The 11,329-nt window shown below is 71.2% G+C and carries 9 protein-coding genes; 6 read left to right on the top strand and 3 right to left on the bottom strand.

The genetic code is table 11. From position 1 onward, the window contains the following. The first annotated feature begins 21 nt into the window (after nt 1–21). On the top strand, nt 22–1,185 hold the full coding sequence (gene sucC, locus FB047_RS10385) for an ADP-forming succinate--CoA ligase subunit beta (RefSeq protein ID WP_076674037.1): 1,164 nt from the start codon (nt 22–24) through the stop codon (nt 1,183–1,185). Nucleotides 1,186–1,204: 19 nt separating this feature from the next. Continuing rightward, nucleotides 1,205–2,107, top strand: a complete 903-nt coding sequence (sucD, locus tag FB047_RS10380) for a succinate--CoA ligase subunit alpha (RefSeq protein ID WP_136587116.1) — start codon at nt 1,205–1,207, stop codon at nt 2,105–2,107. A gap of 283 nt (nt 2,108–2,390) precedes the next feature. On the opposite strand, the gene FB047_RS10375 is transcribed toward sucD, so the two are convergent. Next, on the bottom strand, nt 2,391–3,842 hold the full coding sequence (locus FB047_RS10375; protein ID WP_136587115.1) for an NCS2 family permease: 1,452 nt from the start codon (nt 3,840–3,842) through the stop codon (nt 2,391–2,393). Between the two features lie 67 nt (nt 3,843–3,909). On the opposite strand from FB047_RS10375, the gene FB047_RS10370 reads away from it, so the two are divergent. The 4 genes from FB047_RS10370 (at nt 3,910) to purH (ending at nt 8,491) form a co-directional block, all read left to right on the top strand. Then, the gene (locus FB047_RS10370) at nt 3,910–4,347 is read left to right on the top strand and encodes a nitroreductase family deazaflavin-dependent oxidoreductase (RefSeq protein ID WP_136587114.1); all 438 of its coding nucleotides are present in this window, start codon (nt 3,910–3,912) and stop codon (nt 4,345–4,347) included. A 218-nt stretch (nt 4,348–4,565) separates the two neighbouring features. Further along, a complete protein-coding gene (locus tag FB047_RS10365) occupies nt 4,566–6,098 on the top strand; it encodes a cell division protein PerM (protein ID WP_136587113.1) in 1,533 nt (510 codons plus the stop codon). 117 nt (nt 6,099–6,215) lie between these two features. Continuing rightward, the gene (gene purN, locus FB047_RS10360; RefSeq protein WP_136587112.1) at nt 6,216–6,815 is read left to right on the top strand and encodes a phosphoribosylglycinamide formyltransferase; all 600 of its coding nucleotides are present in this window, start codon (nt 6,216–6,218) and stop codon (nt 6,813–6,815) included. Between the two features lie 65 nt (nt 6,816–6,880). Next, on the top strand, nt 6,881–8,491 hold the full coding sequence (gene purH / locus FB047_RS10355; protein WP_136587111.1) for a bifunctional phosphoribosylaminoimidazolecarboxamide formyltransferase/IMP cyclohydrolase: 1,611 nt from the start codon (nt 6,881–6,883) through the stop codon (nt 8,489–8,491). A 255-nt stretch (nt 8,492–8,746) separates the two neighbouring features. On the opposite strand, the gene FB047_RS10350 is transcribed toward purH, so the two are convergent. Together FB047_RS10350 and FB047_RS10345 are read right to left on the bottom strand one after the other, a co-directional pair. Beyond that, on the bottom strand, nt 8,747–9,265 hold the full coding sequence (locus FB047_RS10350; protein ID WP_136587110.1) for a DUF1697 domain-containing protein: 519 nt from the start codon (nt 9,263–9,265) through the stop codon (nt 8,747–8,749). A gap of 158 nt (nt 9,266–9,423) precedes the next feature. After that, complete coding sequence (locus tag FB047_RS10345; RefSeq protein WP_136587109.1) at nt 9,424–10,851, bottom strand: dihydrolipoyl dehydrogenase family protein; 1,428 nt, start codon at nt 10,849–10,851, stop codon at nt 9,424–9,426. Nucleotides 10,852–11,329 lie beyond the last annotated feature (478 nt).

Genomic DNA, 11,329 nt, shown 5'->3' with positions numbered 1-11,329 from the left:
TCGCCCAGCGAAGGATTGTCCGTGGATCTCTACGAGTACCAGGCACGTGATCTGTTCGAAAAGTACGAGGTGCCGGTGCTCGCCGGCATCATCGCCGACACCCCTGAGGAGGCGAAGGCGGCCGCTGAGAAGCTCGGCGGTGTCGTCGTCGTCAAGGCTCAGGTCAAGACCGGAGGCCGCGGCAAGGCCGGCGGTGTGAAGGTCGCGAAGAACCCCGACGAGGCGTTCGAGGCGGCGCAGGCCATCCTCGGCCTCGACATCAAGGGTCACGTCGTCAAGCGCGTCATGGTCGCCGCCGGCGCCCGCATCGCCAAGGAGTTCTACTTCTCGGTGCTCCTCGACCGCGCCAACCGCTCCTACCTGTCGCTCTCGAGCGTCGAGGGCGGCATGGAGATCGAGGAGCTCGCTGTCGAGCGTCCCGAGGCGCTCGCCCGCGTCGAGGTCGACCCGCTCGAGGGCATCACCCCCGAGAAAGCCCTCGAGATCGCGAAGGCCGCGAAGTTCGACGACGAGCTTGCCCCGAAGGTGGCCGACGTCTTCGTCAAGCTCTTCAACGTCTACAAGGGCGAGGACGCCACGCTCGTCGAGGTGAACCCGCTCATTCAGAGCGAGGACGGCGACATCATCGCCCTCGACGGCAAGGTCTCGCTCGACGAGAACGCCGGCTTCCGCCACCCCGAGCACGAAGAGCTCGAAGACAAGGATGCCGCCGACCCCCTCGAGGCCAAGGCCAAGCAGCACGACCTCAACTACGTCAAGCTCGACGGCCAGGTCGGCATCATCGGCAACGGCGCGGGTCTGGTCATGTCGACCCTCGACGTCGTCGCCTACGCCGGTGAGAAGCACGGTGGCGTCAAGCCCGCCAACTTCCTCGACATCGGTGGCGGCGCCTCGGCGACCGTCATGGCCGCCGGTCTCGACGTCATCCTCGGCGACGAGCAGGTCAAGAGTGTCTTCGTCAACGTCTTCGGCGGGATCACCTCGTGCGTCGCCGTGGCCGAGGGCATCGTGAAGGCCCTCGAGATCCTCGGCGACACCGCGACCAAGCCGCTGGTCGTCCGCCTCGACGGCAACCAGGTCGAGGAGGGTCGCGAGATCCTCGCCGCCGCCAACCACCCGCTCGTCACCCTCGCCGCCGGTATGGACGAGGGCGCCGACAAGGCCGCCGAACTGGCCAACGCGTAAGGGATAGGGACAGAGAGAAATGTCGATCTACCTCAACAAGGACTCCAAGGTCATCGTCCAGGGCATCACCGGCGGCGAGGGCACCAAGCACACCGCCCTCATGCTCAAGGCCGGTACCCAGGTCGTCGGCGGCGTGAACGCCCGCAAGGCCGGCACCACCGTCTCGCACAAGGACGCGTCGGGCAACGACGTCGAGCTCCCCGTCTACGCGTCGGTCGAAGAGGCCATGCGCGAGACCGGCGCCGACGTGTCGATCGCGTTCGTGCCCCCGGCTTTCACGAAGGATGCGATGGTCGAGGCCATCGACGCCGAGATCCCCCTCCTCGTCGTGATCACCGAGGGCGTGCCCGTCGGCGACACCGCCGAGGCGTGGGCGTACGCGAAGTCGAAGGGCGAGAAGACCCGCATCATCGGGCCGAACTGCCCCGGCATCATCACGCCCGGCGAGGCGCTCGTGGGCATCACTCCCGCGAACATCACCGGCAAGGGACCCATCGGCCTCGTGTCGAAGTCGGGCACCCTGACCTACCAGATGATGTTCGAGCTGCGCGACCTCGGCTTCTCGACCGCCATCGGCATCGGCGGCGACCCGGTCATCGGCACCACGCACATCGACGCCCTCGCGGCGTTCGAGGCCGACCCCGAGACCAAGGCCATCGTCATGATCGGTGAGATCGGTGGAGACGCCGAAGAGCGCGCCGCCGACTTCATCAAGGCCAACGTCACCAAGCCCGTCGTGGGTTACGTCGCCGGCTTCACCGCTCCCGAGGGCAAGACCATGGGCCACGCCGGCGCCATCGTCTCCGGCTCCGCCGGTACCGCCCAGGCGAAGAAGGAGGCCCTCGAGGCCGCCGGCGTGAAGGTCGGCAAGACGCCGTCCGAGACCGCCGCCCTGATGCGCGAGATCATCGAGAGCCTGTAAGCAGCACTCTCCGCGGGGCCCGGATGCCATGGCATCCGGGCCCCTTTCGTGTTCCCAGGTGGCCGCTCGGGTGCTACCACGCGCGAGATCACACGATCGGCGCGACGTCACACGCACGTGCGTCGTCGGAACGTGTGACGTCGCGCCGAACGTGTGATCTCGCGCGGCTCAGCGGACGCTGCCCGAAACCGCGATCGGTGGGGGAGCACGCGCAGCCGCCGTGGCACCGACGAAAAGGGGGCCCGGATGCCGTGGCATCCGGGCCCCCTTCCACACTCCGGGTTCAGCCGAGCAGCGCCTCCACGGGGCCGCGCGCGAAGAAGATCACGAAGCCGGCGGCGACGATCCACAGCAGCGGGCTCACGCGGCGGGCGCGGCCGGACAGTGCCTGGATGAGCACCCAGCTGACGAATCCCGCGCCGATGCCGTTGGCGATCGAGTACGTCAGGGGCATGACCGTCACCGTGAGGAACACGGGGATGAGCACCGACATGTCACTGAGGTCGACGTGGCGGATCTGGGCCATCATCAGCGCGCCGACGATGACGAGGGCGGCGGCGGCGATCTCGGTGGGAACGATGCTCGTCAGCGGGGTGAAGAACATCGCGAGCAGGAAGAGACCGCCGGTGACGACGTTCGCGAGGCCCGTGCGTGCTCCCTCGCCGATGCCGGAGCCCGACTCGATGAACACGGTGTTCGACGACGACGAGGTCGCGCCTCCCGCCACGGCGCCGATGCCCTCGATCACCAGTGCGGAGCGCAGGCGCGGGAACGTGCCGTCGGGGGCGGCGAGGCCCGCTTCGCGCGAGAGTCCGGTCATCGTGCCCATGGCGTCGAAGAAGTTCGTGAAGACCAGGGTGAAGACGAGCATGAGGGCCGCGAGGGCGCCGATGCGACCGAAGGAGCCGGCGAGGTCGACCTGGCCCACGAGCGAGAGGTCGGGGAGGCTCACCCACTGCGAGGGCAGCGTCGGAACGCTCAGGCCCCAGCCTCCGGGGTTGCCGTCCGCCTTGGCGCCGAGGCCCATGACGGCCTCGACGATGACGGCGATCACGGTGCCCGAGAGCAGCCCGATGAGCAGCGCGGCCTTCACCTTGCGTACGAGCAGGACCGCGGTGATGACGAGGGTCAGCACGAACAGGGCCGTCGGGATGGTCGCGATCGAGCCGCCCACGCCGAGGCCGACCGGGGGAGAGTTGAGCCCGGTCGAGGTGACCAGACCGCTGTCGACGAAGCCGATGAAGGCGATGAACAGGCCGATGCCGACGGTGATCGCGGTCTTGAGCGCGAGGGGCACCGCCTCGAAGATCATGCGGCGCAGGCCCGTGACGGCCAGCAGCACGATGATGAGGCCGTTGATGACGACCAGTCCCATCGCCTCGGGCCAGGTGACCTCGCCCACGATGCCGACGGCGAGGAACGAGTTGATGCCCAGTCCCGCGGCGAAGGCGAACGGCATCCGGGTCACCAGGCCGAACAGCATGGTCATCACGCCCGCGGTGAGGGCGGTGACCGCGGCGACCTGCGGGAACCCGAGGGCGTTCCCCGAGACGTCGGGCGTACCCGACAGGATGATCGGATTCAGGATGACGATGTACGCCATCGTCACGAACGTGACGACGCCACCGCGCACCTCGGCGCTGACGGTCGAGCCGCGCGCGGTGATCTCGAAGAACTTGTCGAGGCGGTTCTTCGGGGCGGGGACGGCGGTGGTCTCGGGAGCGGAAGCGCTCATGGAAGGCTCCAGGAAAGAGGGGGAGGGTCTGGACCGGAGGGGGAGACGCAGACGTATCGTGTGAGCTATGTCACTCTCAGGAGAGTATCTACCCAGCACCAGTGAATGGGCCCGCACGCAGGCGGAGACGTACGAAGCCACGGGGGGCAAGGAGTCCGCCGACATGCGGGGCGTACCCATCATCGTCCTCACCACCGTCGGCGCCAAAACGGGCGGCCTGCGCAAGACCGCGCTCATGCGCGTCGAGCACGACGGCAAGTATGCGGTCGTGGCATCCAAGGGCGGTGCTCCCGATCACCCGGCCTGGTACTTCAACCTCGTGAAGAACCCCCGCGTCGCGCTGCAGGACGGCGACGTGAAGAAGGAGTACGACGCGCACCAGGCCGAGGGTGCCGAGCGCGAGGAGTGGTGGGGCTACGCCACCGAGGTCTGGCCCGACTACGACGAGTACCAGAAGAAGACCGACCGCCGCATCGAGCTGTTCGTGCTGGAGCCGGTCGAGTAAGCCGGTCCCGCGGAGCTCGCACGCTGCCGTCGGGCGTCCACGAGATGCCGCCGCGCCCTGACGGGTGCCGCGTGCGCGGGGCGTCCGACGCGGAGCGCGTTTGCGCTCCCGGGACTCGAGCCTCGGTGGCCGGATGCAGGCGGGGTCGTGTGGATCCGACCCCGCCCGCCGCGCCTGAGCGGCGGCCTGGGACCGCGCGGGTAGGGTTCCTCACGCCCATGCATCGCCTTCTTGTCGCCCTCCTCGCCGCTCTCGACGCCGTCCTGGCCGCCGCGGGCGGCATCGCGGTCGTCCTCGCGCCCCTCACGCTGCTGTGGGTCTTCGGCGTGGGCGATCCCGACTGGGCGGCGCTCTGGCCGGCCTCGGCCGCCGTGTGGCACCTCGGGCACCTCGTCCCCGTGACGGTGACCCTCCCCGACACCTACCTCGCCGCGACCGGCATCGATCCCGCGCTCGCGACTTTCACCCTGTCGCTCGCGCCGCTGGCGTTCGCCGCCTTCACCGCCCTGTTCGCCGCCCGATCGGGCGTGCGCGCCGGAGAGGCGGGGGCCGCGCTGACCGGCTGGCTGTCGGGCTCGCTGGTGTTCGCGGCGCTGTCGAGCATCGTCGCCCTCACCTCGAACGCCGCTCTCGTGGCATCCGAGACCTGGCTCGCGATCCTGCTCCCCTCGCTGCTATTCCTCGTGCCGTCGTTCATCGGCGCCGTGCTCGGCGCGTGGCGGGTCGGCGACGACGGTCCCGTCGACGCCGTACGGGGGTGGATCGACCGGATGCCGCGGGCCTGGGCGCCCGTACCGGGACTCGTGCTGCGCGGACTCGCGCTGACCACCCTGGGCCTCGTGGCCGTGGGCGCGGTGGTCGTGGTCGCGGGTCTCGTCGCCCGTTCGACCCAGGTGATCGGGCTCTACCAGGCCAGCAACGCCGACGGGATCGGTGCGACCGTCATCGCCCTCGGCCAGCTGATGTACCTGCCGACCCTCGTTCTGTGGGCCCTCGCCTTCACCGCCGGCCCGGGCTTCGCGCTCGGGACCGACTCCGCCGTCACGCCCGCCGCGACGCAGGTCGGGGCGCTGCCCGGCATCCCGGTGCTCGGGGCGGTGCCCGACTCGACGTCGTCGTGGCTGCTGCTGCTCATCCTGCTGCCGGTGGGAGTCGGGGCCCTCACGGGGTGGGTGCTGCGGTCGCGGATGCCGTCGACGGCCGACCCCGAACCGCTCGCGCCCCGCCTCGTCGTGGCGGCGTCGGTGGCGGTGCTCACCGGTGGCGTCGGAGCGCTCGCCGCCGTCGTCTCGACCGGTGCGATCGGCCCCGGTCGCCTCGCCGACACGGGTCCTCAGCCCGGTCCGCTCGCCCTCGCGCTCGGTCTCGAGGTGCTCGTCGGTCTGGCGATCCTGCTGCTGAGTCCCCGCGTGGGCGACGCCGACCGGGAGGAGCGCACCGACCTGCGTGCCGACCACGGGGACGAGCTCCCCTCCTTCTCGTTCGCGCCGCGCGCGCACGTCCCGTTCGACCGCGACGACCACGCGACCGGCCCCGCGCCGAGCGTGTCGGCCCCGGGCACGGGGATCGCGCACGACGTGTGGCCGAGTGCCTACCGCGGCCCCGACGAGGTCGCCCTCCCGGGCGGTCGAGCGGGCACGGATGCCGTGGCGCCCGCGGACGGTGCGATCCTCGACGACGACGAGGTCCAGGCGCGCATCCGCGCGGCCTGGGCGGCGACCGACGAGCGCGACTCCGGCCCGCGGTCCTGAGCGCGTCGCGACCCGGGTCCGCCCCCGTCGACGGCGGGGTGCTCACGAGAGGCCGCACGCTCGGCGCTGCGCCCGGCGGCTCGGCGGCGCTGGACGCACCTGCGTAGACTGACCTCCGTGCTCACGGTCGCCGTCCTCATCTCCGGCACCGGCTCCAACCTCCGCGCCCTGCTCGAGGCGGCTTCCGCCCCCGACTTCCCGGCGCGCGTGGTCGCGGTCGGTGCTGATCGCGAGGCCGAGGGCTTCGCGCACGCCGAGCACTTCGGCATCCCGACCTTCCTCGTTCCCTTCAGCGCGTTCGCGACGCGCGAGGAGTGGGGCGCCGAGCTCGGAGCGCAGCTGGCCGTGTGGAACCCCGACCTCGTCGTGCTCAGCGGGATGATGCGCCTGCTGCCCGCCGACCTCGTCGCCGCGTGGGAACCGCGCATCATCAACACGCACCCCGCGTACCTCCCCGAATTCCCGGGTGCGCACGGCGTGCGCGACGCTCTCGCCGCGGGCGTCGCGCAGACCGGCGCGAGCGTGATCGTCGTCGATTCCGGCGTCGACACCGGCCCGATCCTCGCCCAGGAGCGCATCCCCGTGCTCCCCGGCGACGACGAGCACACCCTGCACGAGCGCATCAAGCCCGTCGAGCGTCGCCTGCTGATCGACGTGGTGCGCCGCATCGCGGAGGGCGAGCTCGACCTCGCCGCCGCGGCATCCCGAACCGTCTGACCCGCGCGGCGGGCGCCGGCCCGTCGTGTTCCCGAACCCGTCTCGAGACACAGGAGCCGAACGCCATGGCCGGACCCCGCCACGACCCCGCCGACTACCGTCCCCGCGACATCGTCCCGATCCGCCGCGCCCTGGTCTCGGTGAGCGACAAGACCGGGCTCCTCGAGCTCGGAGCCGCTCTCGCGGCCGCCGGCGTCGAAATCGTCTCGACCGGCGGCTCCGCGACGCTGCTGCGCGAAGCCGGCTACGACGTCACCGACGTCTCGGCCGTGACCGGCTTCCCGGAGTCGCTCGACGGGCGCGTCAAGACGCTGCACCCGAACGTCCACGCGGGCCTGCTCGCCGACCTGCGCCTGGCCTCGCACGAAGCGCAGCTCGACGACCTCGGCATCCGTCCCTTCGAGCTCGTCGTGGTCAACCTCTACCCGTTCGTCGAGACCGTGGCATCCGGTGCCGAGGGCGACGACGTCGTGGAGCAGATCGACATCGGCGGGCCGGCCATGGTGCGCGCCTCGGCGAAGAACCATGCCAACGTCGCGATCGTCGTCTCGCCCGAGTCGTACCCCGCGATCATCGACGCGCTGCAGGAGCACGGCGGCACCACCCTCGTGCAGCGTCGCGAGCTCGCCGCGCGCGCGTTCTCGCACACCGCCGCGTACGACACCGCCGTGTCGACGTGGTTCGCCGAGGGCACGCTCGGCGACGACATCGACCTGCCCGCGCACCTGACGATCCAGGCCGAGCGCCTGTCGACCCTGCGCTACGGCGAGAACTCGCACCAGCGCGCGGCGATCTACACGCGCGTCGGCGGGCACGGCATCGCCCAGGCCACGCAGCTGCAGGGCAAGGAGATGTCGTACAACAACTACGTCGACGCCGACGCGGCTCTTCGCGCGGCCTTCGACATGGTCAAGCCCGCGGTGGCGATCATCAAGCACGCGAACCCCTGCGGGATCGCCGTGGCCGCCCCGAACGCCCTCGACCCGATCGCGTCGGCGCACCTGCGCGCCCACGAGTGCGACCCCGTGTCGGCGTTCGGCGGGGTCATCGCCGCCAACCGCACGGTGACGCTGAAGATGGCCGAGAACCTGCGCGACATCTTCACCGAGGTCATCATCGCGCCCGACTTCGAGCCCGAAGCGCTCGAGGTGTTCAAGCTCAAGAAGAACCTGCGCGTGCTGCAGCTTCCCACCGACTGGCAGCAGGAGCGCATGGACGTGCGCCTGGTGTCGGGCGGCCTGCTGCTGCAGGATGCCGACCGCTTCCCCGACGACATCGAGTCGGTCGCGAAGAACTGGGAGCTCGTCTCGGGCGAGCGCCCCGCCGAGGCCGACATGGAGAGCCTCATCTTCGCGTGGAAGTCGTGCCGCGCGGTGAAGTCCAACGCGATCGTGCTCGCGCAGGCCTCGGCCACCGTCGGCATCGGCATGGGCCAGGTCAATCGCGTCGACTCGTGCCGCCTCGCCGTCGAGCGCGCGGGAGACCGCGCCCACGGCTCGATCGCGGCATCCGATGCGTTCTTCCCCTTCGCCGACGGCCCGCAGGTGCTGATCGACGCGGGGATCTCGGCGATCATCCAGCCCGGGGGATCGGTGCGGGATGCCGAGGTCATCGACGCCGCGCGTGCCGCAGGCGTGACGATGTTCTTCACGGGGGAGCGCCACTTCTTCCACTGAGCCGTCGCTCTTTCGACGCCGTCGCAGCTCCGGTTGCGGCGGCGTCGTCGCGTACGGCGTGCGGGGCGCGGGGTGCGCGGGGTGCAGCGGTGGGGCTCTGACCGCCGACAAACGCTGTTCGTGACGAGAAACGCGGTGGCTGCGCGTTTCTCGACACGGATGGCGTTTATCGGTGGGGGTGGGGGTGGGGGAGGGGGATGCCGGTGGTCCGGCGCCCGGGGCGAGCGCGGACGGCCGCGGCGCCGCCAGCGCCCGTCACGCGCTCATCGCGATGAGCTTCGCGACGGTGTTGGCGTTGCGTGCGGTGCCGACGACGCCTAGCTGCTTCTCGATGTAACCCGCCTGCACCTTCGATCCGCCGATGCCGTCGGGGTACCGCACGAACACTTCCCGGCCGTCGACCACCGCTTCCTCCGGCGCACCGGTGGGGAGCTCGAGCACCGTCGTCTCGGCGGGCTCGGCGAGGAAGACCGTCTGCACCCACCGCCCCTCGGCGGCATCGGCGAAGGGGTTCCGTGCGTGCGCATCGGCGAGTTCGGCGTGCGTGCGCACGATGACGGGCAGGTCGAAGCCGAAGCCCTCGCGCACCGCCGCGCGCACCGCTTTCGCCACGGCGGCCGAGCTGCGCCGCCCAGGGTCGAGAACGAGGTTGCCGGCCGCCTGCAGCGTCTCGACCTCGCCCAGACCGGCGGATGCCAGGACCTCGCGCAGCGCGGGCATTGTCATGGCCGTGGGTCCACCGACTCCACGGATCAGGGCGACGGATCGTGGCATGGTGCGACCCTACGCGGGGGACGCTCGAGACGGCAGGCCCGCGAAGCGGGAATCCAGGCTGCGGGGAGCCCCCGCGGATCGTTCGGCGCGGTCATCGTCGGCGGTCGGGCCCCCGAACCGCGTGGCTCGTGCACTGTGCCACCCCCCCGCCTCGCGGGTCAGGCCGAGTCGCGGCCCAGCGTCTCGAGCAGGCGCAGCCACACCTCGCTGACCGTCGGGTACGACGGCACCGCGTGCCACAGGCGCTTCACGGGCACCTCGCCGACGATCGCGATCGTCGCGGAGTGCAGCAGTTCGGCGATATCGGGCCCCACGAAGGTCGCGCCGACGAGCACGCCGCGGTCGAGGTCGACGATCGCGCGGGCTTTGCCGACGTAGGCGTCGGACTGCTCGCTCGACCCCGCGATGCTCGCCAGGTCGTAATCGAGGACCTTGACGTTCAAGCCCTTCTCGTCGGCCTTCTTCGCGGTGAGACCGACGGAAGCCACTTCGGGGTCGGTGAAGGTGACCTGGGGGACGGCATCGTGGTCGGCGGTGGCGACGTGGGCGCCCCAGGGGGCGTCATCCACCTCGTCGCCCTTCGCGCGGGCGGCGATGACGTCGCCGGCGGCGCGCGCCTGGTACTTGCCCTGGTGGGTCAGCAGTGCGCGGCGGTTGACGTCGCCCACGGCGTACAGCCAGTCGGAGCCCCGCACGCGCAGGGTGTCGTCGACGTCGAGCCACGCGCCGGGGGTGAGCCCCACGGCTTCCAATCCGAGATCCTGCGTGCGCGGGGTGCGCCCCACCGCGACGAGGACCTCGTCGGCGGTCACCGTCGTGCCGTCGGAGAGGTCGAGGACCACGCGACCGTCGTCGTCGCGGCGGGCGGCCGTCGTGTCGGCGCCGGTCTTCACGGTCGCGCCCCGCTCGCGCAGGGAGGACGCCACCAGCTCGCCCGCGAACGGTTCGTTGCCGCCGAGCAGGCCCGAGCGGGCGATGATCGTGACCTTGCTGCCGAGGCTGCGGAAGGCGGTCGCCATCTCGGCCCCGACGACGCCGCCGCCGATGATCGCGAGCGAGGCGGGGATCTGCTCCACCGCGGTGGCCTCGCGGCTCGTCCAGGGGGAGACATCGGCCAGGCCCGGGATGTCGGGCAGAAGAGCGGCGGATCCCGTGCAGACCGCGACGGCGTGACGCGCGACGAGGTCGGTGGTGCTGCCGTCGGCGGCGGTGACGCGCACGGTCTTCTCGCCGGTGAGTCGTCCGTGTCCGCGGACGAGGTCGATTCCGGCACCCTCCAGCCATTGCACCTGGCCCGAGTCGTCCCAGTTGCTCGTCATCGTGTCGCGGCGGCGCAGGACCGCGGCGACGTCGAGGTCGCCGGTGACGGCCTGCTTCGCCCCGTCGACGTCGCGCGCCGCGCGCAGGGCGGCGGCGCTGCGGAGCAGGGCCTTCGACGGCATGCACGCCCAGTACGAGCACTCGCCGCCGACGAGCTCGGACTCGACGATCGCCGCGGTCAGTCCGGCCTGCACGGCTCGATCGGCGACGTTCTCGCCCACGGGGCCGGCGCCGATGACGATGAGGTCGTATTCGCGTTCGCTCATGCCCTCACGCTAGCGACGGCCTCCGACATCGGGGAGGGGTTGCGAGCCGAGCTCGATCCCTTGACAGCGATTCCTCCCACAGGGGCGGAGGATCGGATCAGGACGTCGACGCCCCGGACTCCCGCGCTCGAGGGAGAGCTCCATGCTCCGCGCCCGAGCCGGGAGAGATCCCACGGCATCCTCCGGATGATCTCCGCGGCGCGGGAGGTCTCCGCGGGGCTGCGGCCGGATGCCGGGGCGGCCTCGCCCTCCGGATGCGAGGACTCCCCCTCCCGGAACATCGCGTCGTCCGCCTCGTCCTGCCCGGACTCCTCGATAACGCGCATCGACTCCTCCTCGAATGCGTGGCGGTCGGCGGCCACCTGCGCAACGCGCGGATCGTCGACCGTGTCGGCGACCGGCTTGCTGCACCCTCGACTCGTCCCCGCGGGGCGCACACCCGTGTCCGATTTCCGCCAGCCGATGTCGGAGGTCGGTG

This window comes from Microbacterium hydrothermale (assembly GCF_004854025.1).
GTDB lineage: Bacteria > Actinomycetota > Actinomycetes > Actinomycetales > Microbacteriaceae > Microbacterium > Microbacterium hydrothermale.
Note: the sequence above shows the minus strand (reverse complement) of the source record. Positions and strands in the feature narration are given on the sequence as shown.

What these genes read in the sequence shown, in the direction of transcription:
- FB047_RS10375 (WP_136587115.1), bottom strand. Translation starts at nt 3,842, where the DNA reads ATGAGCGCTTCCGCTCCCGAGACCACCGCCGTCCCCGCCCCGAAGAAC.
- FB047_RS10345 (WP_136587109.1), bottom strand. Translation starts at nt 10,851, where the DNA reads ATGAGCGAACGCGAATACGACCTCATCGTCATCGGCGCCGGCCCCGTG.
- purH (WP_136587111.1), top strand. Translation starts at nt 6,881, where the DNA reads ATGGCCGGACCCCGCCACGACCCCGCCGACTACCGTCCCCGCGACATC.
- FB047_RS10370 (WP_136587114.1), top strand. Translation starts at nt 3,910, where the DNA reads ATGTCACTCTCAGGAGAGTATCTACCCAGCACCAGTGAATGGGCCCGC.
- FB047_RS10350 (WP_136587110.1), bottom strand. Translation starts at nt 9,265, where the DNA reads ATGCCACGATCCGTCGCCCTGATCCGTGGAGTCGGTGGACCCACGGCC.
- FB047_RS10365 (WP_136587113.1), top strand. Translation starts at nt 4,566, where the DNA reads ATGCATCGCCTTCTTGTCGCCCTCCTCGCCGCTCTCGACGCCGTCCTG.
- sucD (WP_136587116.1), top strand. Translation starts at nt 1,205, where the DNA reads ATGTCGATCTACCTCAACAAGGACTCCAAGGTCATCGTCCAGGGCATC.